We start from the raw sequence: 25,060 nt of genomic DNA, 5'->3' as shown, positions 1-25,060 counted from the left end.
GCGCCGGGTTCAGGGGCGGCCGGCCGCGATGTCGCGCTTGAGGATCTTGCCGGTGGCGCCCTTCGGGAGGGTGTCGAGCAGCCAGAGCACGCGGGGGTACTTGTACGCGGCGACCTGGCCGCGTACGAACTCCCGCAGTTCCTCCGCGGTGGTGTCCGCACCGGGGTGCAGCGCGACCGCGGCGGCGACCTCCTCGCCGAGTACGTCGTCGGGCAGCCCGATCACGGCGGCCTCGGCGACGGCCGGGTGTTCGTAGAGGACCTCCTCGATCTCGCGGGGGTAGACGTTGTAGCCGCCGCGGATGATGAGGTCCTTCTTCCGGTCGACGATGAAGTAGTAGCCCTCCTCGTCGACGCGGGCCAGGTCGCCGGTGTGCAGCCAGCCGTCCCTGACGGTCTCGGCGGTCGCTTCCGGGCGGCCCCAGTAGCCCTTCATGACGTTGTGCCCGCGTACACACAGTTCCCCGACCCCGTCGGCCAGGTCGGTCAGCCGCATGTCGACGCCCTCGATGGGAGTGCCGATCGACCCGGCCTTGCGCGGGCGGTCCGGGTGGTTGAACGAGGCGATGGGTGAGGTCTCGGACATGCCGAATCCCTCCAGGACCGGGCAGCCGAAGGCCTTCTCGAAGCCGTGCAGGACCTCTACGGGCAGTGAGGCGCCGCCCGACACGCACAGCCGCAGGGTGGAGGTGTCGTACGCGTCGGGCTGCTGGGCGCGGGCGCCGAGCAGGGCCGCGTACATCGTCGGCACGCCGGCGAACATCGTGACGCCGCGGTCCTCGACGGTCCGCAGTGCGAGCACGGGCTCGAACCGGGGGAGGAGGGTGAAGCGGGCCCCGACGCTGATCGCGGTGTTCATGGCGACGGCCTGGCCGAAGGCGTGGAACAGCGGCAGGCAGCCCAGCACGACGTCCTGTGCGGTGAGGCCGAACAGGGAGCGGCCGGCGATCTCGGAGTTGCTGACGAGGTTGGTGTGGGTGAGCTCCGCGCCCTTGGGCAGGCCGGTGGTGCCGGAGGTGTAGAGGATGACCGCGGTGTCCTCGCCCTCGCCCACGGACGTGGTGACGGGCTCGGGGTGGCCGGCGAGCAGTTCGGTGAGCGAACCGGGCGCGATGGGCACGATCGCGACGCGCGCACTCGCGGTGTCCTTGCCCGCGACCACCTCTTCGACGACGGACTCGTGGGCGAAGAGCAGGACCGCGTCCGAGTCCCTGAGGTAGTGGGCGATCTCGCGTGACTTCAGCAGCGGGTTCATCGGGACGACGACGGCGCCGGCGCGCAGCGCGCCGTAATAGAGGACCGGGAAGTCGAGCAGATTGGGGAGCATGATGCCGACCCGGTCACCGGGCTCGACGCCGCGGGCGGTGAGGAGCGCCGCCGTCCGGCCGGCGAGTACGTCGAGTTCGGCGAAGGTCAGCGCCTCGTCGCCCAGCTCGACTGCGGTACGTGCGGCGTGCGTTGCCGCGCTGCGACTGAGGAAGTCGGCGATGTTCACGAGGGTGTCCTTACGAGGGGGAGCGGAGGGCGGGAGCGGGGTGACGGGTACGGATCAGCCGCGCAGTGCCGAGGAGAAGATCGCCGGGAGTTTCGCGAGACGAGGGGCCGCGGTGAAGCGGGTGAGCCGCTCCAGGGTGGTCGCGCCGGTGCGGTTGGTGACGAAGTAGGGCGGTCGCGGCGACAGGGACGGCGAGCCGCTGAACAGGCCGCGCGGGGCGGGAGCGAAGGGTGCGCGCAGGACGGTCTTCTCGATCTGCTCCTCGGCGAGCATGAACGCGTTGTGGACGAAGCCGACGCCGCTGCCGATGTCCTGGCGGGTGTGGCCGGGATAGGCGCCCCAAGGGGTGTAGCCGAGCAGGAAGCCGATGGCCGACCAGCAGTTGACGCCCACGGTTCCGTAGCGCAGCCCGGCGACGGCCGCGTCCACCGCGGCACGGTGGGTCTTCTCGGTCCTCGGGTGCACGAGCAGCGTCGCGCCGAGGGTGCCGGGAAGGCGGTCGTTGGCGAAGGCCACAGCCTCGGCCAGGAAGGCGTCCGGGGTTGCGGCGGGGAGCCGTACGACGCCCAGCGCACTTCCGAAGACCTCGTGCGTCAGCATCATGTCGTCGTCGGCGGCGATCTCGGGGACCAGGATCCGGCAGTCGCCGTCCCCGTAGGTCTCGGCCTCCGGGTGCGCTGTCCGCACGGCGGCCAGACGCCCGTCGGCGCCCGGGTAGTAGTCGGTGCGGGCGGGCAGTTCGCGCAGGACCCGGCGGATCTCGGTCAGCAGCCGCTCCGTACCGTCCCAGTCGCGCGGCAGCACGAGAATCTGGCTGGCGACACAGTTGTGACCGGAGTTATTCATCTTGCTGGTGACGATGTGCTCGGCCTGGAAGCGGAAGTCCGCCTCGCTCCAGGGGCCGGGCACGACGACACACGGGCTGACGCCGCCCAGTTCGGTGCTGAACGGTTTGGTGTTCAGCGGAGTGTCCGCGCGGCGGCGCTCCCCGGCAAGGTCGTCCGTGCCCCACACGATGGCGTCATGGGTGCGCTCACTGCCGGTGACATGGATGGTGTCCACCCCCTCGTGCGTGGCGAGATGGGCGCCCTCGGCGCTGCCGCCGTCGACGAACCGCACCCAGCCCCGCTGGATGAACTCGCCGAATACGCGCTCGAAGGGGGTACGGAGATAGGCGTTGACCGGGTTCATCTTCGCGATGACGACCTGGTCCTCGACGTACAGCTTGTGCAGAATGTCGAGCGCGGTGATGGCGGCCACGTTGCCGGCTCCCAGGACCAGGGCGACACCGCCGGATCCGGCCGGCCTGCCGCGATACGCGTCGGCTGCCCGCTCCCGTACCCGCTTCGCGGTCGTGCCGGGCCGCGTCCACACCTGGGCCGTAAACCCGTTGAGCAGCACGCTGTCCCAGCCCGTGGCGGGGAAGACGTCGACGACGGCCCGCCCGTCCCGCTCGTGCACGGCGCGTGCCCGGACCGGCTCCTTGCCGGCCGCGATCCGGCGCAATACCTCCAGGTAGGCGCTCGTGGTCTGGGCCAGCGCCCACGGTGCGCCGGTCCAGTCCTCCGCCGCCCAGGGGGAGTCGGGGCCGTATCCCTTGGCACGGGCGCAGGCGGCGACCATGTCCTCGGCTCCTTCGGCGATACGGGGCAGCAGCCGCTCAAGCAGTGCGATGCGCTCGGTGAGGGGCGTGGCGGTCCACGTGGGGGCTCCTGCGCGCAGTTCGTCGACGGCGTGGTCGAGTGCCTCGATGTCGAGGACGAGCGGGGTCATGGTCGGCTCCTTGGGCGGCGGTCGGCGGGGATCCGCCTGTGCGGATGTGATGGGTCAGGCGCCGGAACGGGCGGCGTCGCGCGCGGGGTCGATCAGAGTGAAGGCGGCGGCGGCGCCCAGCAGGAGCAGGACCGCCGACACCGTGGCGGCGTTCTGGTAGCCCGCGACGCCCTGGCTGTCGACCATGCGGCCGACCACGGTCGGGGCGATGAGGCCCGCGGTGGTCACCACGGCGTTCATCGTGCCGAGTGCGCCGCCGCGTCGTGCGGTCGGTGCGAGTTCGGCGACGGTGGTGATCGCGATGGTCGCGAAGGACCCGCCGAGCCCGAAACCGGCGACGAGCAGGGCCGTTTTCGCCCCGGCGCCGTCGGCCAGGGGAAGTGCGAGGAAGCAGATGGCGCCGAGGAACAGCAGTCCGGCGCCGACCCTGCCGCGGGCCCAGCGGCTGCCCACCCCGCGGCGCATGAGCCACCCGGTGAGCGCCGCCTGACCGAGGAGTACGACGGCCCCGAGCGCCCACGGCGCGGCCACGAGTTGTCCGGCGGTGGCGGATGAATGGCCGAGGCCGTTCTTCAGGTAGGACGGCAGCCAGACCAGCATCAGCGCCACACCCCAGTAGCTGGTGAAGTACGCGACGGTGGTGCCGATCCAGGTGCGGCTGCCGAAGATGCGCCGGTAGGCGGGCCAGGCGGATGCCTTACCGGACGCGGCGGGCAGGGTTCCGGCGTCGGCGGCCTGGGTCCCGGGGCCGACGGCCTGCGAAGTCGCGTCCTCGTCGCGGTACCGGCCGTCGGCGCCGAACACGAACCACGCCACCGCCCACACCAGGCCGATGGCGGCGAGCACCCAGAGGGCGGACCGCCAGCCGTGGTGGGCGATGACCCAGGTCAGCCCGGGCGCCGCCGTGATCACGCCGAGGGTGATGCCGAGGGTGACCAGTGCCCCCGGCAGATTGCGCCGGTGGTTGGGGAACCACGACAGCGCGGCCTGCTGGGCGACGGGGAACGCGGGTCCCTCGGCGGCTCCGAGCACCACCCGGGTGGCGACCAGCACGGCCAGGCCACCGCCGAGGGCGGCGGGCACCTGGGCCACCGACCACAGGAGCGCCATCACCAGCAGGAGCCACTTCAGGGACACGCGGTCGGCCAGGATGCCCACCGTGGCACCGGCCACCGAGAACAGCAGGAAGAAAGCACTGTTCGCCAGCCCGAACTCGGTCGCGGAGAGGTTCAGGTCGGCCCGGATCTCGTCGGCCGCGAGACCGAACACCGCTTTGTCGGCAAAGTTGATCATCATGAAGACCACGAGCAGTCCGGTGACGATCCAGGCGCGGGCGCCGGGGTCGTGAACTGCCTGTACTGCCTTGGCGAGCGGTGGTCTGGGCGAAGCGTCAGCGGCAGTCACGGGGACCTCCGGAAAGAGGGACGTCGGGGGCGGGTGGAACCTGTCGGTCAGGAAATCGGCTCGCCCGCGATGGCGATGCGCTCCATGACACGGCGCTGCGGGTAGTAGTCGTTGATCGCGTAGTGCTGGACCGCGATGTTGTCCCAGATCGCGATGGAGTCCGGCTGCCAGCGGAAGCGCACCTGGTACTCGGGTACGCGGGCCTGGAGCACGAGCTCGTCGAGCAGTTCTCGGTTCTCCTCGTCCGAGAGGCCGACGATCCGCGTGGTGAAGGGCTCGTTGACGTAGAGGACCTTGCGGCCGGAGACGGGGTGGCGGACGACGACCGGATGCTCCACCGGCGGAAGCGTCTGCCGGAAGCGAGCGATCTGCTCCTCGGTCATGGTCGCGCCCCAGCTGGGAACCCAGTCGTGCACCGCCGTGAGCCCGTCGATGCGCGCCTTCATGTCCTCGGAGAGGTTGTCGTACGCGGCGCCCATGTCCGCCCACATGGTGTCGCCGCCCGCGGGCGGCACCTCGACGGCGCGCAGGACCGAGCCGAGGGCCGGAGCCGCCATGAAGGAGTGGTCGCTGTGCCAGATGTTCTCGTTGCCGACGGCCATGGCGTCCTTGGCCAGCCGGGAGACGCCGACGGTCTCGCCCTGGGGGAAGAAGGGGTTCACCTCGGGCTCGCCCCACACGCCGGCGAGCGCGAGGTGGTGGTCCGGGGTGAAGCTGTGCTGGTCGCGGAAGAAGATCACCTTCCACTCCAGCAGCGCCTGGCGCAGCTCGGTGACGAGTTCCTTGCTGATCGGCCGCGTGAGGTCGACGCCGCTGACCTCGGCGCCGATGTGCGGGGTGAGCGGCGAGATCTCCAGGGTGCGGTACTCGGCCTGAGGGGTGCCCGGGGCGGTGCGTTCCAGGACCCTGCGCCCGTAGTGCAGCAGGGGCTTGTCGAGGACCGGCTGGGGCTTGGTGACGGGCGTGGCCATGAAGTTCCTCCGCGGTGACGTGACGTCCTGGAATTCGTTACCGGAAGTATCGATATTCAGCCAGGCGGGGGCAAGGGGTCTGAGCCCATCAATTTCGAGGCACCGGACGGGAGGTGGCGTGACACGCAGACGACCCCCCGGGCAGGGCCCGGGGGGTCGTCGACGGCTCCTGCGTCAGGAGAGCTTGTACGTGGTCATCTGGTGGATGCCGTTGTCCGGACCGAGGACGCGCGAGCCCAGCTCCTGCGCCATCCGGTCGTAGCCGGTGCGGTCGAAGTTGAGCGAGATCATCTCCTCCGCCCCGTCACCGTCGAGGTCGGCGGCGAGATAGTTGCGGCCGCCCATGAGGGTGGCTCTGCCGACGCCGGACTGGAACGACCAGCCGCTGGTCAGGACGGACGGGTCCCATGCGCCCACGCCGGCCTCGGTGCCGCCCGCCACCAGCTTGCGCCCGCCAGGACCGGTGATGATCTGAGCGGTCCGCAGAGGTGCCGACACCGAACTGCTGGTGTCCAGACCATGGGCGCCGAAGCCGCGGAAGGTAGCGAAACTCAGGGCGTACAGCGGGTCGTTCGCGCCGTCGATGAAGAAGTTGCCGTGGGACCAGGGACTGCCCGTGGCCCCGCTGTGCAGCACCTCACCCGTGCGCCCGTCCCGGATCTCCAGGAAGACCTTCGGGCTGGGAGCGGTGGTGGCGGAGCCGAAGTCGGGCTCCGCCTGCATGATCCAGGTGTAGACGACCGCGTGCCCGTCCGCGTAGGGGATCTTCGGCGAGGCGAAGACGGCCTGGTCGAGGAGTGCGCCGGTCAGTTTCCCGCCCACGGCCTGGGCCGGGGCCTTCGGGTCCGCCGTCCAGCGCACCGCACCCGTGGCGCCGTCGAGCGCGACGCCGTTCACGACGGCGTCGTCGAGGCCAAGCGCACCGACGCTGGTGTACTGCGTATACACCTGCTTGTCGGCCACCGCCGTGTCGGAGAAGACCACGTCACCGGCGCTCGCGGGCGCGGAGTGCGTCCACAGCTTCTTGCCGGCGCCGTCGTAGACGCGCAGCGCGTCGGTCGGGACGACGATCTCGTCCTTGCCCTGGCCGTCGACGTCGGCGACGGTGACCGAGCGGACGTATTTGCCGCCGCCGTCGATCGTGCGCAGGGTCTTGCCGCTGCGGCCGTCGAGAACGACGGTTGCGTTGTCCGCCGCGACGACGATCTCGGGCTTGCTGTCCCCGGTCACGTCCCCGGTCTCGATGCGGTGCACCGAACCGCCCACGGCGGCCTGCCACAGCTTCTTCGGCTTGCCGTCGAGCAGCGAGGTACCGGAGTAGGCCCACACGCCGTTGGAGATGCCCCCGGTGACGACGTCCTGCTTCTTGTCGCCGTCGAGGTCGAGCGCCTTGGCGTACGACACAGCACCCTGGAGCGGTGTCAGGACTTGCTGCCGTCCGTTGTCCAGCTTGTACGTCCGGACGTTCTGCTCCAGGTCGACGACACGGACGTAGGTGTCGTCCCCCTGGCCGTACACCTGCTGGAACATCGGCGACGCGGTGGGCCCGGCCTTCTCCCAGCGCACGGCACCGGCACCGTCGAACACCGTCAGCCTGGCCAGCCGGCCGCCTCCGCTGTTGTCGGCGGTGTAGATGCCTTTGTCGTTCTGCGCGGAGGCGACCAGGCGCCGGTCCGCCACGTCCAGCCGCCAGGTGCTGGCGGCGTCGGCGTAGTTGTCGGAGTCGCGCTTGGTGGTGTGCGACCACAGAGCGGTGGCCGGGTCCGTACCGTCCAGGACGCGGACCGTGCCGGCGCTCACGTACAGGTTGGGATCGAGCGTGGACTCGGCGACGGCGTACTCGGTCCTGCTGTCGCCGCGCAGGTCCCCGATCGTCATGGCGGTCGGCAGGACGTTGGAGCGCGCGTCCAGTACGGTGCGTTCGCCGTCGCTCGGCGCGTACGAGACGATCTCGTACCGCACGCCGTCGGTGGGCGCGGACTGCTCAAGGGCGACGAGCCGCTGACGCGACGCGTCCAGGTGCAGCTGCCGGCTGTACAGGGAGCTGTCGGTCTGCCAGGAGACGGAACCGTCGGCGGTGTCCAGGACGAGCGTACGGCCTTGCGCCGGGGTGGTGTCGGTCTGCGCCATGTTCCAGGAGGCGGCGGCCTTGCCGCCGCCGAGGGACTCCAGGGCGCCCCACGAGGCAGCGGTCTCCCCGGTGTCGTACGTCCACGTCGACGACGGAGTCAGCGCGCCGTCGGCGTAGGCGAAGCGGATCCCGCTGAGCGTGGCCGTCTGGGTGTCCGGGGCGTTCAGGTTGTAGTCCGGAACGTCGGCGACGAGCAGGGTGCCGCCCGCGATCTTGACCGAGGTCGCGTACGAGTACAGCTTCGACCACAGCGTCTTGCCGGTGCTGCCGTCCAGGACCGTCACGAACGTGCCGGTGGGCAGGGCGGAGCCGGGCGAGGAGAAGGGCCGGTAGGCGTCGCTGCCGACGCTCGCCGAGAAGACGATGTCGGGGGTGCCGTCGCCGGTCAGGTCACCGGTGTCGAATCCCTGGTCGGAGGCGGGGGTGAACGGGCTGACCGCGTTGTAGCCCATCACGATGCGCGCCGGGTACGGCTCGGCCTGCCACACGCGGAGCGGCTTGACCCTCCAGTCCGCGTACAGCGACGTGTTGGTGCGCTCCCACGTGCTGGTGCCGTCGGCCTTGTGCAGCTGGACGTTGCCGAGGCTGTGCACGGTGAAGTAGCTGCCGTCGGAGCCGGCCGGCACGGTGGCGCCGACGCCGCGGACGCCCTCCAGCGTGGACTTACCGGTGAAGGTGACGGGCGTGTCGGCTGCGGCGGTGCCGGACGTGTCGCTGTCCGGCTCGGCGCTTTCGGCGTTGTGGGTCTCCGCGGCGTCACCGTAGACGTCGACCTGTGCGCGCTCGGTCAGTTCCGCTGCCTGCTCGCTGGTCAGCTTCATCGCCGAACCGTCGTCCTCGGCGGCCAGTGCGTGGGGCGCCGCGGTCAGGGCGAGTCCCGCCGCGACCAGGGCGGAGGCGAGCCGCAGGGCCCGCCGTGAGGTGTGGGCTCTCATTACTTGGCTCCCTGCGCGATGCGGATGGCCGAGCCGTTCGTCAGGACCGGCTGGTTGAAGGAGTACTGGAGTGCGTCGGTACCGATCTGGTTCTCGATGCCGACCGTGGCCTTGCCGCCGTTGCCGGGAACCGACAGGTACTGGAAGGTGATCGCTCCGGTGGCCTCGTCGAAGACCGCCTCGAACGTGGCGCGGTTCGAGGAGCCGTCGGCGAAGAGCACGTTGTTCCAGACGACCGCGAACTGCCTGTTGCCGTTGTTGCCGGTGGTGGCCGTCTGCACGCTCGACTTCTTGTCGAGGGTGAGGTCGTCCCAGAGAGGCGCGACGATGCCGTTGGGCTTCGCCGGGTCCGGCATGGCCGTGTTGGTGTAGTCGCCCACGCGCGGCTCGAGGAAGTTGATGAGGCCGTTCGTGTTCACGGTGGCGCTGGTGTACGAAACGCCGTACAGCTTCACCGGGAAGGGCAGCGTGATGGCTTCGGCGTCCTCGTCCCCGCTCAGTGCGACCTTGGTGGATCCATTGACCCAGGAGTACGCCGACGGGGTGCAGCTGTTGCCGGCCGCGTCGCTGCGCGCCGGGAGCCGGAGCGTCAGCGACTCGTCGCCGTCGACCGTGAGTCCTGTGCTGCGGACGCCGTTGCACAGGATCGGGGCGGCGGGCGACGCGGTCAGCGTGTACGCGCCCTCGGCGACCTTCGGCATGGTGAAGCGGCCGGAGGAGTCCGTTGTGACCTCGGGGACCGGGGCGCCGTCGACGGTGACCGTGGTCCTGGCGATCGGCTTGCCGGTGACGTCGAGGACGGTACCGGACACCGCGTGCGTGGCGACGGGCTCCAGCGCGAGGTTCTGCGTGAGTTCCTGGCCCGCGGTGAGTTCCACGCCCGTCACCGAGCGGACGGCGTAGCCGTAGCCGGCGTAGGAGAACGTGTACGTGCCGACGGGCAGCGACAGCCGGTACGAGCCGTCGGAGCCGGTGGTGACGGTACGGCTGGTGGCGTCGTTCTCGGCCTTGACGGTGACACCGCTCAGTGCGGCGCCCGTGGCCTCGTCCGTGACCTTGCCGGTGACCTTGCCGGCGGTGTGCGGGGCCTTGTCGACCGCGGTGAAGATGTCGAGCTTGCCCTCGCCCCACACGTTGTTCATTCCGGGTGTGCCGCCGCAGTGCGTGTCGTCGACGTCGGTCGCGCTCTCGCCGAGCGCCGCGCGCGTGCCGTCGATGTCACCGATGAGCGAGGGGGCCGAGGACCACAGCAGAGCCACGGCGCCCGCGAGGTGCGGCGTCGCCATCGACGTACCGGAGGAGAGCTTGTACGTCGAACCCGGCCAGGTGGAACGGACGTCGACGCCCGGAGCCGAGATGTTCGGCTTCGCGGAGCCGTCGACGCGGGACGGGCCGAAGCCGGAGAACGAGGCGATCCTTCCGTTCACGTCGTACGCGCCGACGCCGTAGGCGGGTGCCTGGGCGCCGGGGGCTTCCGCGGTGGAACAGGTCGCTCCGTTACCGGAGTTGCCCGCGGCGAAGGCCTCGAAGATACCGGCGGCGTTCCATGCCTCGATGATGTTCTGGTAGAAGGTGGTGTTGCCACCGCCCCAGGAGTTGTTGACGATGTGCGGTGCCAGCTCGGGGCGCGGATTCTGCCCGTTGCCGTCGGTCGGGGCGAGGATCCACTGGCCGGCCGCGAGCAGGGAGGAGTCCGAGCAGGAGGACGTCTCGCAGCCCTTCGCCGCGATCCACGTGGCCTTCGGGGCGACACCGACGCCGCCGCTGCCGGCCATCGTTCCCATGGTGTGCGTGCCGTGGCCGTTGTTGTCGCAGGGCAGACCGCTCGTTCCGCACTCGCCGGTCGCGTCGAAGAAGTTGTAGTCGTGCGTGAAGGAGCCGTCGCCGTTGTTGCCACGGTAGTTGGCGACCAGATCGGGGTGGTCGTACTGCACGCCCGAATCGATGTTGGCGATGACTATGCCCTCACCGCGGTTGTCGTACTGGGACCAGACCTGGTCGGCCTTGATGTCCTTGACACCCCACTCGGGGGTGCCGTCCGCGGTGGCCGCCACCGCGGCGTCGGTGACCTGGCTCTCCGTCTCGTCGAGCTCGTACCTCTGCTCCTTGACGATGCGGGCGACGTCCGAACGCTTCGCGAGGCGGTCGACGAGCTGCTCGTCGCCCGTCACCTTCACGGCGTTGGTGATCCAGAAATCCTGGTGGCCGACCTTCTCCTTGTCGAGGAAGGCCGTCAGGGACTTCTGGCTGTTCTTCGCCTCCGTGCGCAGCGCGGAGAACGTGGCAGCGGTCTTCGCCGCGTGCGAACGCTTGCCGCGGGCCGGTGAGAGATCTGCCTGGTTCTTCAGGACGACGAAGAAGGACGCCTCCTGGCCTTGGCCGACAGCACCGAGCAGTGCCGAGTCGATCTTCGAGGACCTCGCGGGGGCGGAGTCGGCGGCAGCGGTCGGCAGGCCGGCCAGCAGCGCTGCCGAGGTGAGGGTGGCGGTCGCCCACACGGCGGATCTGCGCCAGGGCGATCGAGGCAGGTGCATCGTGGTGCTCCTTGAGCATGGTTCAGGGGGAATGCACCAGACGGTAAACCGCTGCCGTTACACATCCATTTCACTACCGGCCGTCGGGCCTCCCGGAAGTCCGGCGGCCCCCTCGCACGGTGCGCGACTCCGGCCGCGTAGGGTCACCGCATGGCTGAGGACCGGGTGGAACAGGTACGGAGGGGCCCGGGGCGGCCCCGGGAGGAACGCGTCGGCCGCGCGGTGCTGGATGCCGTCGTCGAGCTCGTGGCCGAGAGCGGAATGAGCGCGCTGACCATGGATGCCGTGGCGGCACGCGCGGGCGTCAGCAAACCCGCCATGTACCGCCGCTGGTCCACGAAGCAGGACCTCGTCATCGCTGCCGCCGAGTCACGCATCGGACCGTTGTCCGTACCCGACATGGGCGACTTCCGTGCCGAATTGCACGCCGTTCTGACCGCACGCGCTCAGGCGTACCGGCAACCAGGCGTCGGCCGGCTGCTCGCCGGTGTGATCGGTGCCGCGGCGGAGGCGGGGGCCGAGCAGGGCGCCTACCGGGCCTACACGGAACGGGTCATGAGTGAGACCCGTCATCTGCTGGAGCGCGGCGTCGCCCGTGGCGACGTGCGCCCGGATGCGGACCTGGGCGCCGCGGCGACGCTGGTGGCCGCGTCGCTGGTGTTCCGGATGGTCGGTGAACAGCAGATGCCGGACGACGCGCTCGTCGAATCGGTGGTGGAGCTGATCAGCTGCGGGGTCGAGGCACGGTCGTGAGGCGGTAGCACCGGGCGCCCTGGGCCTTGGGCAGGTATGGTCCGCCGCCTGCCCCCACCTCCGACTCTATGAGGCAACCCATATGGAGATGTTCCTCGGGCCCGTGCTGTTCACATCCCTCGGGCTGCTGTGCATGGTCAACCCCCTGGGGCTCGGCGATGTGGCTTTCCGGCACTTGACCAAATACCCCAAGATCGACTGGTCGCCCGAAGCGGCGCGACGGCAGGCTTTCGTGATGGGCAGAACGACTTTCGCGATCGGCGCCGGTGCGCTTATCTGGGTGCTTCTCCTTGAGTTCGAGGTGAGCCGGCCCGTCAAGGTGGCCTTCCTGGCAGTCGCGATTCCCTGCGCTCTCGCTCTCGTACTCTTCACGATCATCGACACCAACAAGCGGGCGTCGGAGCAACGCCGGCCATGGACAGCCGTCCAGTGACACCACGCCCCTGATGGCGGTTTGACGACACGTCGTGAATACGCCACCGGCCGTCCTTCCGTGTTGCTCCGTCACGCGCCGATGATCGGGCGACCGTCCCCGGTGAAGTTCAGAGCGGAGCAAGGCAACCATGACGCATGTCCCGGAACAAAGACGCCTGTCCCTGGTGGTGGCGGGCGCTGTCCTTGCCGCCGTGGCGGGTGTGGCTCCCGCGGCCGTCGCCGCACCGGACCCGGGCGCCACGCCGAGCGCCGGCAGCGTGCTTGCCTCCCTGGACGGCCAGGAGCGACAGGCACTGCACCGGATGGCGACGTTGGACCTGGGCGGACTGCACGTCACGGACAAGGCGGCGCTGAAGTCCGCCGACCCCGTTGACGTCATCGTGCAACTGCGGACGCCGCCCGCCCGGACGGCCCGCCTCCTCGCCGCCGCCCAGGGGCGCAGCCTCAGCGAGACGGACGCGCGCGCCGCGGTGACCGAAGCACAGGGCGCGTTCCGTGACGTACTGAAGGACATGTTCCCCGGGAAGCACGCGGCTGCGGGGAAGACCGGTCAGCAGTCCAAGGCGCCTCGGCTGCACCGCAGTTACACCCACAGTTTCGACGGGGTCAGCCTCAGCCTGCCCGGTGACCGGGTTGCCGAGCTGCTCGACCACGCGGAGGTCGCCTCGGTGTGGCCCGACAGTACGGTGCAGGCGCTCTCCGACCCGGGGGCCATCGCGTCGGGCGGCCAGGAGACCGGCAGCGCCGACGACGGCGTGGCCCGCCTGCACGCCGAGGGCATCACCGGCAAGGGCGTCAAGGTCGGCGTCATCGACACCGGGATCGACTACCGACACCCCGACCTCAAGGGCGTGTACGCGGGCGGATACGACTTCGTCGACGACGACGCCGACCCGATGGAGACCACGTACGAGGACTGGAAGGCGTCCGGCCAGGCCGAGACCAACCAGGGTTCCACGTACTACACACAGCACGGCACCCACGTCGCCGGCATCATCGCCGGTCAGGGCGCCGACGCGAAGGCGCGGGCCGCGCACGGCGTCGCGCCCGGCGCCTCCGTCCACGCCTACCGTGTGCTCGGCCCCTACGGCAGCGGCCGCACCAGCAGCATCATCGCCGCCATGGACAAGGCGGCCGACGACGGCATGGACGTCGTCAACATGTCGCTGGGCGCCGCCATCAACGACCCGCTCAGCCCGCAGTCCATAGCCGCCGACAACCTCGTCCTCGCGGGCGTCACCACCGTCATAGCCGCCGGCAACAGCGGCCCGAAGCCGGGCACCGTCGCCACGCCGGCCGCGGCCGCCCTCCCGCTGACGGTCGGCGCCCACTCCGAACCGCTGACCCTGCCCGCGTACACGCTGACCGCCGAAACGGCCACGGCGCAGGGCCGGTTGCTCGCCCAGCCCTACGGCGACGCCCTCGACAAGCTGACGGACGGCTCCCTCGCGGTCGTCGACGCGGCCACCGGCACCGCCGCCGGATACACCGGCAAGGACGTCACCGGCAAGGCCGTCCTGATCCGGCGTGGAGGCATCCCGCTCGACGAGAAGGTGCGGCGCGCACACGACAAGGGCGCCGCGGCCGTTCTCCTCGTCAACGACAACGCCGACGAGGGGCACATCCCGCACTACATCGGTGAGAACCCGAACTACGTTCCGGCGTTCTCGCTGACCGCGCCGGACGGCGCCGCACTGATGGCGGCGGGCGCCGAGGTCTCGTTCACCTCAGCCGGTACCTTCCGGCTCGGCGACGGTGCGCTGGCCGACTTCAGTTCGCGCGGCCCGGTCTACGGCAGCGCCGCCATCAAGCCCGAGGTCACCGCGCCCGGCGTCAGCGTCCTGTCGTCCGTCCCCGCCGACATCGTCGACCCGGCCGGCGGCGACCACACGTACGCGTACGCCCGCCTCAGCGGAACCTCGATGGCCGCGCCGTACGTCGCCGGCACCGCGGCGCTGATGCTCCAGCACGACCACGGACGGAGCCCCGACGACATCAAGACGGCGCTGATGAACACGGCAACCACGCTGCCGGGCGATGTCAGCGTGTTCGAGGCCGGTGCCGGAGCCGTCGACCCGTACGCGGCCGTGCACGCCACCACCGCCGTGCAGGTCCCGGAGACCACCCCGCACATCACGGTCGAGGGCTCGCAGACCGAACTCGACGCCGTCACCGGTGCGCTGGACCTCGGCGTGCTGCCGGTGGGCCGCGCCACGAACCTCACGCGCACCCTGCGCGTGGTCAACGACAGTGGCAGGCCCGTCACGTACGCCGTGAACACGGCCTTCAGCCGCGGCTCCGGCAGTTCCGCGGACGCCGACGCCTCGGCCATCACGCTGACCACCAACGAACGGATCACAGTCGGAGCCCACGGCAGGAAGTCCGTTGCCGCCGCCCTGAGCGTGCCCGCCGGTGCCGCGGCCGGCTACTACGAGGGCACGGTCACGCTGACACCACCGAGCGGCAGCGGACTGCCCGCACTGCACGTCCCGTTCGGGCTGCGCGTCGCCAAGTCCGGGTTCGAGGAGGTCGACATGACCAAGTCCGTCATGTCGACCGGACGGGGTTCCGACCAGGGAGCCGTCGGGGCAGGCGCGGCCACCTTCGACCTGAGGATGGCCGGACAGCTGCGCAGCATCGACATCTTCCTCACCGACGCCGACGGCAAGGACCTCGGCTACATCGGTGGCATCAACACCGTCGGTCTCACCGAGGGCGTCCTCTACGGCCCGGCGACGGTGGGCCCCTGGTACTTCCCGCTGACCGGCGACGAGGCCACACCGTTCAACCCGCGAGGCCGCTACATCGACGACGGCCACTACAAGCTGCGCATCGTCGGCACGGACGCCGCCGGCGGCACCGACAGCGAACTGCGTGACGTGTACGTGGACACGGAACTGCCCGCGTACGAGGACGCCTACGGAGCCTGGGACCCGGCCCACCCCACCGTCGTCGAACGGCCCGCCGACGCCACGTCGTTCAACGTGACCGGCACACTGCGGGACGCCCAGGCCGACGACATCCGCGCCGCAGGCCTCGACATCGGCCAGAGTGACAACCGCCTGTACTACTCGCTCTACAACCCGAACGCGCCGGAAGGCAGGCTCCCGGTGGGGTCCGACGGGGCCGTGGACGGGCAGGTCGAGCTTCCCGTCGGCCCGCCCGTCGCGAATCTGAAGCTGTGGCCCACGGACGCCGCGGGCAACATCGGTGGCATCCGCCGGATCAGCATCATGAAGAAGGGCACGCCCTACGTGGTCGGCGACGCGAGCGCGTCCTCGGCGCGGGCCGGGGACCGTGTCACGTACACGCTGACCGCACACGAGCTGAAGAACTGGAAGACGTTCACTTCGCAGATCCGCTACGACGACCGGAACGTCAAGGTCGTCGGCATCGAACCGACCGCCGAACTGAAGGCACACGGCCCGTCCGAGATCCACCGCACCGACGTGTCGGCCGGATCGTCCTCGTACAGCACCCTCTCCTTCGATGTCGCCGGCAGCGAGGGCCTGAGCGGCGACTCGATGCCGTTGCTGAAGGTGACGTACGAGGTGACCGGCGGCACGGTGACATCGGTCGCGAGCCTGAATGCGGGCACCACGTCCGCCGTGGACACGGCGGGCACCAAGACGAACCTGAACACCCAGTTCTACGGTGCGGTGCGGATGCTCAACCCGACGTCGACCTTCGTCGCCCGCCCTGCCATCCAGGCCCTGCTCACCAGGGAAGGCGCGTACGACAACCTCCGCGACCACACCGCGGACGGCATCGAGGCGACGCTCATCGCGCCCGACGGCACCAGCCGCGAGGTCGCCGTGGACAAGGCGGGCCGGATCTCGGCCAGCGGGCTGACCCCGTCCGACAAGCCGTACCGGTTCCGGGTGACGGCGCCCGGTCACTTCACCTGGACCGAGGACATCGACCTCGGCCTGGACGGCACCTGGGGTGTGGCCGGCAACAGTGCCAACTCGGCGGCAGCCCTCGTCGCCGGTGACGTCAACGGCGACGACGTCGTCGACGTCCGGGACGCGGCTGCCGTGTACGCGGCGCGCGGGACAGCCGACCGCGCCGCCGACATCGACCACGACGGCACCGTCGGCGCCAAGGACCTCGCCTGGGTGAAGGACACCTACCTGCAGCAGAACAGCAGGGCCGACCACTACACCGACCCGGTCAAGCGCCTGCGCGGCAAGTCGCTGGGGGACTACCTGGACCTGATGTAAGCGCAGGGCCGCCGTGCCGGGTGCTCACACCCAGTTGTTGCGCATCGCGTACCAGCCCAGTTGGACGCGTGACGTCACGGCGGCCAGATCCATCAGCGCCCGTACCCGGCGCTGCACCGTACGCGACGACGTGCCCAGCTGATGGGCCGTCGCCGCGTCGGTCAGCCCGGCCAGCATCAGCTGCAGAATGCGGCGGTCGGTGGGGCTCAGGTCGCCGTCCTCGCGCAGGTACGGGCGCGAGCGGCGCCACACCGACTCGAACAGCTCCGTGGCGAGCAGCACGAGCGGCGGTCGCAGCTCCAGCGACCGTCCGGGCTCCAGCTGGACCATCGCCGTCTCGCCGTCCGCGACGACCAGTTTGACCAACGGCTGGTCGACGACGCGGACTTCATGACCCGCCGCCGCCCGCAGGTCGAGGGCGCGCAGCGCGGCCGGCTCGGAGAGGAAGTCACGGTCCACGACGACGCGGTAGGCGGCGTCGGGATTGCCGTCCTTGCGTATCGCGGGCCCGGTGGCGTGCGCCTGCTGCTCCTCGGGTTCGTCGGGCAGCGTCGTCGGGACGGGCGCGACCGTGTTCGCCCCGGACTGGAAGACGAGCAGGGAAGTGCGGGCCGTGTACTCCAGGTCGTAGATGCGGCGGGCCTGCTCCGCCCGGTTCTCCCAGACCCTGACGAAGTGCTCCTCGTTCCCGCCCGCGCCCGCCTGCCACTCGCTCAGCAGCCGGGTCAGCGCGGCGTCGGTTCCGCGCAATCGCTCCTGCAGCTCGACGATCGACGCGCGCATGGCAGGGGCGGACGCCGCGGCGCCTGTGGGCTGCGGGGGAGGTGTTCCTGGAACGGACGACATGCCCCTAGTCTCGCCGCCGCCGGGCGCGCAGGGGCAGGGGCCCCCTCGGCAGGGCTTCGAGGGTGCACGGATCCGAGGAGCCGTCGATGTCGGCATTACGTCATGGCGGGCACTCGCCAGCCCGAACACACCCATGGAGATGCGGAATTGACGACGCTGCTGGTCCATCACCCACTTTCGACCAGGAGCTGTCCTGTGAGACGTACCCGACCATGGCGATCCACGGCCGCCGGCCTCGCGACCGTCGCCCTCATGGCCGTCGGCATACCCGCGGCGGACGCCGATGCCACGGCCACCTCGCCGACCGGCGCAGGCGACGCGGCCGCCCGCACCGTGACCGTCACTCTGATCACCGGTGACGTGGTCGACGCGCGCATGGCCCCCGACGGCCGGATCCTGTCGGCCGCACCACGTCCCGTTGACAGCACCGACCATCCCGCCGCCGTCTGGCAGGACGGCACCCGCACCTACGTGTTCCCCCAGGGCGTCGAGAAGCTGGTGGACGCCGGACTCGTCGACGCACGGCTCTTCGACATCGGCGGACTCGTCGCCGACGGCTACGACGACGCGCACTCCGCCACCGTGCCGGTGATCGTCGAGTACGCGGGTGGCCGCGCGCCGCGCACCGCCCGTCCGGGTACGCGGACCACCGCCACGCTCGAATCCATCGGCGGCGCCGGCCTCGACGTCGCCAAGAAGTCCGCCGCCGACGCGTGGCAGGACCTGATCCCGGCGAAGGCTTCGGCACGCTCGGCCGGCGGCGTCACCAAGATCTGGCTGGACGCCAAGGTCAGGGGCGCCGATGCCGACGGACCCGGCACCCCGACCGTCCCGCTCACCGGGGCGGGCGCCGCCCGCAAGGCCGGGCTCGACGGATCCGGCGTCAAGGTCGCCGTCCTGGACTCCGGTGCGGACGCGGACCACCCCGACCTCGCCGGCCGGATCACGCGGACCAAGGTGTTCGTCAACGGCCAGGACGGCGAGGACCGCACCGGCCACGGCACCCACACCGCGTCCACCGTCGCCGGCACCGGCGCCGCGTCCGACGGCCGGTACGCGGGCATGGCACCGGGGGCCGAACTCCTCGTCGGCAAGGTGCTCGGCGACGACGGCTCCGGCACACTCAGCGGCATCGTCAACGGCATGGAGTGGGCCGTCGCCGAAGGCGCGAACGTCGTCTCCATGTCGCTCGGCGCCGACGGCTCCCGCAGCTGCTCGGGCCCGGACGTCGAAGCGGTCCAGCGCCTCAGCGACAAGGCCCTGTTCGTCATCGCGGCGGGCAACGCCTCGCTGCGCGGCACTGTCTCCACGCCCGGCTGCGCACCGAGCGCTCTGACCGTCGGGGCCGTCGACCGCAAGGACGAGACCGCGTCCTTCTCCAGCCGGGGCCCCTCCGCCGACGGGATCAACGCCAAGCCCGACATCGCCTCCCAGGGCGTCGACGTCGTCGCCGCACGCGCGGGCGGGCGTGGCGCCCAGGCGTACCAGTCGATGTCCGGCACCTCGATGGCCACCCCGCACGTCGCCGGGGGCGCCGCGCTCCTCCTCCAACAGCACCCCGGCCTCGCGCCGGCCCGCCTCAAGGCGCTGCTCACCTCGTCGGCGAAGGACACCGACGCCCCCGTCCTGGACCAGGGCGCCGGACCGATGGACGTGGCCCGTGCGACATCCCAGCCGGTGGCGGGTGAACCCAACCCGCTGCTCGGCGACTTCGCGTACCCGCAGGCCGGACTCGAACCGGTCGACAAGACCATCACGCTGACCAACACCACGGACAAGGACGTCACCCTCGCCCTTGCCGTGCGCGACGTGCGCGGCGACGACGGCTCCCGCGTCCACGGCTTCGCCCAGCCGGCCCGCACCAAGGTCACCGTCCCGGCGAACGGCACCGCCGACGTGCCGGTCCGCATCGACCCCGCGGCGAAGCTCGACGCCGGTGACTACGGCACGCTCACCGGCCGCCTCGTCGGCACGGGCGCCCACGGCGTGCGCGTCACCGTCCCCTTCGGCGTGCACCTGGAGGTGCCGTCGGCCGACCTGACCGTCAAGGGCCTCGACCGGCACGGCGACCCGGCGGCGTCCCCGTCGGCGTTCCAGCTGTTCGACGACCACCGCGACACCGCGAAGCGGTACACCCTCGGCTACCCGGCCGCGGGCAGCACCACGATCCGGGTGCCGCTCGGCACGTACTCCCTCAGCGGTCTGGTCATGACCCGGGACGAGCCGGGCAACGTCGGCAGCGTGGCCTCGGTGTCACAGCTCTACCGGCCGGAACTGACCGTCTCCGGCGACACCACGGTCACTCTGGACGCCCGCGACGCCGAGCGGGTCGCATGGGACACCGACCGCGCGAGCCGGCCCAGCGGGTTCGCGATCGGGCTGACCTACGGCCTGGACGGCACCGGGCGACTGCTCGCCGGATACGCCACATCCGTCCCCTCGTACGCCAAGGCGATCTACGCCCAGCTGGTCAGGCACGCCGACAAGGTCACGTTCCTCGCGTCGGCCCGGCAGACCGCGCCGCTCGCCCGGTTCACCTCGGGCGGCGGGCGGGTCCTGGACCCGCTGCCGGTACAGAAGGCGACGGAGTTCGACGGCAGGGGCTCCGCCGAGGTCGTCGCGATCGGCAAGGGCACGGACGCCAACTTCGCCGCCCACGACCTGTCGGGCAAGGTCGCCCTGGTCGACGCTGGCCCGGGCGGGGGCAACGCCTTCATCTGGGAGACGGCCGCGGCGAAGGCAGGCGCCGTCGGCGTCCTGGCCGCCGTCCCCGACAGCAAGGGCCGCTTCCAGATCACCGGCCCCGAGGGCGGTGTTCCGCAGGCCACCATCACCTGGGACGACGCGCTCACCCTCAAGGCCGAGGCCACGCGGTCGGGTTCGGCGAAGGTCAGCTGGTCCGGCACCGCGACCGCCCACAGCCCGTACGTCTACAACCTGGCGCACACCTCGAAGGACGCGATCCGACCCGGCACCCAGCGGGTGCGCGACAGCGAGCTCGCCGTCACCGACGCCCGCTACCACGTGCAGCAGGCCGCCGGCGACGCCACGTACTGGTCCGACGTACAGGTGGGCCTGCCCGGCCTGCCCGGCATGCCCGGCCTGTGGGCGGGTGGCACGACGCTGCCGCTGCACGCCCCGCAGCAGCGCACCGAGTTCTTCACACCGTCGGACAGCGAGGGCCTGACGTGGACGACCCTGATGCGCCGAGACCTCGGCCCGAACGGCGGCACCGCCTATGACGGGCCGCGCAAGGTGCAGCAGGGCAGCTCCACGGCAAACTGGTACAAGTCGCCGTACGGCCCCGTGCGCAACACCTACAGCGCCGCTCTGATGACCCGCGACAGCAACCGGCTGGCCTTCACCGTCGCCCCGTTCGGCGACGCCGGCGGCCACGACTCCACCAGTGCCCGGAACGACTACGGCACCCGGCAGCTGCTGGTGAACGGCGAACCGCAGGCCCTGGTCTCGGGCATCTTCGAGCTGCCGCAGGACACGGCCGACGTGACGTACCGCCAGACCTGGCGCCGGCCCGCGTCGGCCGCCGACCGCACCGGCCTCGCGTACAGCACGCAGTGGGACTTCCGTTCCGGCGCCGCCGACCAGGGCGCCCAGCGCCTCCTCGTCCCGGTCCTCGACCTCCCGTCCGATCTGCGCAACACGCGCCCGGCGGGCGAGACGACCACGATCGGTGTCGGCGCCGTGGTGGACGGGGCGGACGGCCCCGTCGCCCTGGAGGACGTCGAGGTCCAGTACGCCTACGGCGACCAGGCCACGACGGACGCGGTCACCGACTGGCGCACCGCGGACGTGCGGGGGTCCCACGGGGCGTGGCGGGCGACGGTTCCGGGCGACGCGCCCGCGGGCACGTTCGTGCACCTGCGCGTCACGCTCGCCGACGGACACGGGGCGCGGGTCGACCAGACAATGATCCGCGCATACGAAGTCCGCTGAGAGACACCGCAGGGCCGCCTCTTTCCGGGGCGGCCCTGCGGTGTACGGCCCGGTGGTCGCCGACGGCCACCTGCTCCGGCGCGACGGCCGGGGAGCTCGGCCGCGACGTGCTGCCTGGAGAAGGGCCACGACGGCCCGGCCCTCCTCCGTGGCGTATCTGCGACGCGTCGTCAAGTCGCCACTCCCTGAGCCTGGTTGACGGTCCCGGCGCTGCCAGGATTCGACCCGTTCTCGCTCTGCGATCTTTGGGGGTTCTCTCCGTGCACATCAGATCCATCGCGGCCGCGGCCGGCATGATGGCGGCGCTCATACCTGCCACCGCCGCCCACGCGGCAGACCCGTCCGGACCGGGCGCCGACTCCCGTACGCCGGCAGCCACCACGTTCACCGTGCCGCTGCCCACCGGCGACACCGTGACGGTCGAACGCTCCGGTGCCGAGATCCGCTCGGCCACCGTCACCCCCGGACCCGGCCGGGAAAACGTCACCTTCACCACCAGTTCCGTGGGGAGCGGCGACATCAGCGTCGTGCCCTCGGATGCCGAGCCGCTGCTCGCCGCGGGCCGGCTCGACCCCCGCCTCTTCGACGTCAAGGTGCTGCTGGACGCGGGATACGGCACGAAAGGCACCACCGCCTCCGGCGCCGTGGGGATGATCGTTCAGCATGCCAAGGGTTCGGGCGCCGCGAGCAGGGCCCGCGACGCGGCCGGCAGGGCGGCCAACCCCGGGCGCGCGATACCCCGCCTCGGCCTGACCGCACTCGACCCGCACGACAGCACCGACGCCGTCGGCACCTGGAAGCGCCTGACCGCCGGCACCGGCCGTTCGCTGGCGGGCGGTGCGAACAAGCTGTGGCTGGACGGCCGGATGCACGTCGCCCTGGACAAGAGCGTCCCCCAGATCAACGCTCCCCAGGCCTGGGACAACGGATTCACGGGGAAGGGTGTCACAGTCGCCGTCCTCGACAGCGGCTACGACTCCGACCACCCGGACCTGGCGGGCCGGGTGACGGTCTCGTCCAACTTCCTCGGCGGCGACACCGCCGAGGACGACAACGGCCACGGCACACACGTGGCCTCCACCATCGCCGGCGTCGACAGCACATACCGCGGTGTCGCCCCCGACGCGTCGCTCGCCGTGGGCAAGGTCTGCGACAACACCGGCTCCTGCCCCACCTCCGCGCTCCTCGCCGGCATCGACTGGGCCGTCAACACCGTCCACGCCAAGGTCGTCAACCTGAGCCTCGGCGGCCCCGCGGACGAGACGGACCCCGCGGTCGCGGTCATCAACGACCTGTCGGCGAGCACAGGCACGCTCTTCGTCGTCGCCGCGGGCAACGACGGCGAGTTCGGGACCGCCACGGTCGGCGCGCCCGCCATCGCGAACGCCGCACTGGCCGTGGGCGCGGTCGACGCCGACGATCAGCTGGCGCCGTTCTCCAGCCGCGGCCCACGTCCCAGTGACAACGCGGTGAAGCCCGACATCACAGCGCCCGGCGTCAACATCGCCGCGGCGAAGGCAGGCGGCGGCCACACCTCCAAGAGCGGCACGTCGATGGCGACGCCGCATGTGGCCGGCTCCGCCGCGCTCGTCGCCCAGGCGCACCCCGACTGGAGCGGCGAACAGATCAAGACCGCGCTCATGAACAGTGCCGAGCCGAACACGAAGCGCTCGGCCTACCAGCAGGGCACCGGCCGCGTGGACGTGGGCCGCGCCGTCGGACAGACGGTCCTCGCCTCCCCGGCGAACCTGACGACGACGGCCGGCTGGTCCGACGGAGCGGGCAGGAACACCGAGCACACCGTCACCTTCACCAACTCCGGTGACAGCGACACGACGCTCGACCTGGCCCTCGAAAAGCCGCTGTCGCCCACCGCGCAACCGGGCAACGCCGAGCAGTTCTCGGTAGACCGCGACAAGGTCACCGTCCCCGCGCACGGCACCGCGACCGCGACTGTCACCACCCGCGCCGCACTGCTGCCGCACGGCCCGTGGTCCGCGATACTCGCCGCCTCGCAGGACGGCAAGGCCGTCACCCGTACGATCCTCGGCGTCAACAGCCCCGTTCCCACTCATCGGTTGACGCTCAACGCGGAGCAGCGTGACGGCACCCCGGCTACCGGAACCGCCATGGTCGTCAACCGCTGGACCGGCGACCGCTACCCGGTCCGCATCAACGCGGGCACCGGAACGGCGTCCGTGCCCGAGGCGCAGTACTGGATCGGCATGACGATCAACAGCGGCACCGGAACGGAGCGCACCACGACGATGGCCGCGACGTCGGTCACCCCCGTCACGGACACCACGGTCGACCTCGACGCCCGCACCGCCGCTCCGGTTCGTGCGGACGTCGACGACCGCGCGGCCCACGCCACCTCCGTGCAGGCCGCGCTCGCCCTGCCCGCCGGCACCGGCACGTACACGCTGAGCGTGGTCACTTCGGGCGAGCGCTCCGGACAGTCGCTGTACGCGACGCCGTTCGCCGAGGCGGACGCCAAGTACCGTACGTTCGCCGTGTTCGCGGCCAAGGACGCCTCGTCGGCAGCGCCCAGTCCGTTCTTCTACCACGTGGCGCGCACCTGGAACGACGGTGTCCCGGCCCGGCCCGCCTTCTCGGTCCAGCGCCGCGACCTGACCGACGTGCGTGTCCACTTCAACGCCCAGGGCACTCCCGCCGCAGGCACCACCGCGGCCACTCCGGACGACGACGTCCTGCTCCCGCTGTTCGTCGACCAGTCGGTCCGCTTCCCCTCGACCGTGCGTGACTACCGCACACCGGGCGAATGGCTCGACCGGGCCTCGATCGCCGGGCGGCAGTCCATCGCGACCTCGACGCAGACGTTCGGCCCGAACGCCCTGCGCCGCCTGGACTTCGCGGCTGCGGTGGTCGGACCGGCGCTCCCGGCCGCGCCCGCCTACCGGATCAACAACTCCATGATCTGGACCGGCACACCGTGGTTCGTCGACGGCGACGGGAGCCGCGGCGGCACCGACTGGGGCGCTTCGGGCACCCTCACCCTGGCCAAGGACGGCCAGAAGGTGAGTGCGTGGAGTGCCGTCGGCGGTGCGAAGACCATCCCGGCTCCGGCGGGCCCCGGTCATTACACGCTCGACGCGGACATCACCCGGAACCAGCCCTACGCCACACTGTCCACCCGCGTGCAGTCGCAGTGGAGCTTCGACTCGGACACCGACGACGGCTCCGGAACCATCCTGCCGCTCATGGCCGTCCGGTTCACCCCGCACGGCCTCGACGCCTCCGGCGGTGCCCCTCGCTACGCCACGACCCGTGTGGACGTGGCGGTCCAGCGTGCACCGGGTGCCGTCGAAGCCACGGTCGCTCCCGCCGAGCTGGAGGTCAGCTGGGACGACGGCGCCACCTGGCACGCGGTCAAGCTCACCGAGGGCCGGCACGGAACGCCTCCGCACGCCGATCTGACCGCTCCCGGAGGTGCCTCGTACGCGACCCTGCGGGCCACCGTCGCGGCGAGCGACGGCAGTGCGGTCGAGCAGACCGTCACCCGGGCCTTCCAGGTCAACAAGTCCAGCCGGTAGCCCGGACCGTGAGCGGACCGGCGCCCTCGTCAGGGTCCCGGTCCGCTCGCCTC

12 protein-coding genes are annotated in these 25,060 nt (G+C 71.2%); 5 read left to right on the top strand and 7 right to left on the bottom strand.

Going from position 1 to position 25,060, the window contains the following annotated elements; genetic code table 11:
• Nucleotides 1–9 precede the first annotated feature (9 nt).
• From ACWGO0_RS06745 to ACWGO0_RS06720, 6 genes are all read right to left on the bottom strand, one after another.
• Nucleotides 10–1,494, bottom strand: a complete 1,485-nt coding sequence (locus ACWGO0_RS06745; RefSeq protein ID WP_453529072.1) for a long-chain-fatty-acid--CoA ligase — start codon at nt 1,492–1,494, stop codon at nt 10–12.
• Between the two features lie 54 nt (nt 1,495–1,548).
• Entirely contained in the window at nt 1,549–3,267 is a 1,719-nt protein-coding gene (locus ACWGO0_RS06740; RefSeq protein WP_453529069.1) for an aldehyde dehydrogenase family protein, read from the bottom strand.
• 54 nt (nt 3,268–3,321) lie between these two features.
• The gene (locus tag ACWGO0_RS06735; protein ID WP_453529066.1) at nt 3,322–4,671 is read right to left on the bottom strand and encodes an MFS transporter; all 1,350 of its coding nucleotides are present in this window, start codon (nt 4,669–4,671) and stop codon (nt 3,322–3,324) included.
• 47 nt (nt 4,672–4,718) lie between these two features.
• Nucleotides 4,719–5,642 carry a TauD/TfdA dioxygenase family protein gene (locus ACWGO0_RS06730; RefSeq protein ID WP_453529063.1) on the bottom strand — a complete coding sequence of 308 codons (924 nt, stop codon included), beginning with the start codon at nt 5,640–5,642 and terminating at the stop codon, nt 4,719–4,721.
• A 174-nt stretch (nt 5,643–5,816) separates the two neighbouring features.
• The gene (locus ACWGO0_RS06725; RefSeq protein WP_453529061.1) at nt 5,817–8,708 is read right to left on the bottom strand and encodes an FG-GAP-like repeat-containing protein; all 2,892 of its coding nucleotides are present in this window, start codon (nt 8,706–8,708) and stop codon (nt 5,817–5,819) included.
• Nucleotides 8,708–11,242, bottom strand: a complete 2,535-nt coding sequence (locus tag ACWGO0_RS06720) for a S8 family serine peptidase (RefSeq protein ID WP_453529058.1) — start codon at nt 11,240–11,242, stop codon at nt 8,708–8,710. Before ACWGO0_RS06720 ends, ACWGO0_RS06725 begins: the two co-directional genes overlap by 1 nt.
• A gap of 150 nt (nt 11,243–11,392) precedes the next feature.
• On the opposite strand from ACWGO0_RS06720, the gene ACWGO0_RS06715 reads away from it, so the two are divergent.
• From ACWGO0_RS06715 to ACWGO0_RS06705, 3 genes are all read left to right on the top strand, one after another.
• Complete coding sequence (locus ACWGO0_RS06715) at nt 11,393–11,995, top strand: TetR/AcrR family transcriptional regulator (protein ID WP_453529055.1); 603 nt, start codon at nt 11,393–11,395, stop codon at nt 11,993–11,995.
• Nucleotides 11,996–12,077: 82 nt separating this feature from the next.
• Nucleotides 12,078–12,428 (top strand): hypothetical protein, encoded by a 351-nt coding sequence (locus ACWGO0_RS06710; RefSeq protein WP_453529052.1) that lies wholly within the window; start codon nt 12,078–12,080, stop codon nt 12,426–12,428.
• A 130-nt stretch (nt 12,429–12,558) separates the two neighbouring features.
• Nucleotides 12,559–16,653: a S8 family serine peptidase gene (locus tag ACWGO0_RS06705; RefSeq protein WP_453529049.1), complete on the top strand. Its 4,095-nt coding sequence runs from the start codon at nt 12,559–12,561 to the stop codon at nt 16,651–16,653.
• A 24-nt stretch (nt 16,654–16,677) separates the two neighbouring features.
• On the opposite strand, the gene ACWGO0_RS06700 is transcribed toward ACWGO0_RS06705, so the two are convergent.
• Nucleotides 16,678–17,436 carry a response regulator transcription factor gene (locus tag ACWGO0_RS06700; protein WP_453529046.1) on the bottom strand — a complete coding sequence of 253 codons (759 nt, stop codon included), beginning with the start codon at nt 17,434–17,436 and terminating at the stop codon, nt 16,678–16,680.
• Between the two features lie 258 nt (nt 17,437–17,694).
• Between ACWGO0_RS06700 and ACWGO0_RS06695 the strand changes: the two genes are divergently transcribed.
• Both ACWGO0_RS06695 and ACWGO0_RS06690 read left to right on the top strand, forming a co-directional pair.
• On the top strand, nt 17,695–21,453 hold the full coding sequence (locus tag ACWGO0_RS06695; protein ID WP_453529043.1) for a S8 family serine peptidase: 3,759 nt from the start codon (nt 17,695–17,697) through the stop codon (nt 21,451–21,453).
• A 260-nt stretch (nt 21,454–21,713) separates the two neighbouring features.
• A complete protein-coding gene (locus ACWGO0_RS06690) occupies nt 21,714–25,007 on the top strand; it encodes a S8 family peptidase (RefSeq protein WP_453529040.1) in 3,294 nt (1,097 codons plus the stop codon).
• Nucleotides 25,008–25,060 lie beyond the last annotated feature (53 nt).

Source organism: Streptomyces sp. NPDC055749, assembly GCF_053617235.1.
This window is presented reverse-complemented; position numbering and strand designations above follow the sequence as displayed.

What these genes read in the sequence shown, in the direction of transcription:
- ACWGO0_RS06705 (WP_453529049.1), top strand. Translation starts at nt 12,559, where the DNA reads ATGACGCATGTCCCGGAACAAAGACGCCTGTCCCTGGTGGTGGCGGGC.
- ACWGO0_RS06730 (WP_453529063.1), bottom strand. Translation starts at nt 5,642, where the DNA reads ATGGCCACGCCCGTCACCAAGCCCCAGCCGGTCCTCGACAAGCCCCTG.
- ACWGO0_RS06700 (WP_453529046.1), bottom strand. Translation starts at nt 17,436, where the DNA reads ATGCGCGCGTCGATCGTCGAGCTGCAGGAGCGATTGCGCGGAACCGAC.
- ACWGO0_RS06740 (WP_453529069.1), bottom strand. Translation starts at nt 3,267, where the DNA reads ATGACCCCGCTCGTCCTCGACATCGAGGCACTCGACCACGCCGTCGAC.
- ACWGO0_RS06720 (WP_453529058.1), bottom strand. Translation starts at nt 11,242, where the DNA reads ATGCACCTGCCTCGATCGCCCTGGCGCAGATCCGCCGTGTGGGCGACC.
- ACWGO0_RS06710 (WP_453529052.1), top strand. Translation starts at nt 12,078, where the DNA reads ATGGAGATGTTCCTCGGGCCCGTGCTGTTCACATCCCTCGGGCTGCTG.
- ACWGO0_RS06715 (WP_453529055.1), top strand. Translation starts at nt 11,393, where the DNA reads ATGGCTGAGGACCGGGTGGAACAGGTACGGAGGGGCCCGGGGCGGCCC.
- ACWGO0_RS06725 (WP_453529061.1), bottom strand. Translation starts at nt 8,708, where the DNA reads ATGAGAGCCCACACCTCACGGCGGGCCCTGCGGCTCGCCTCCGCCCTG.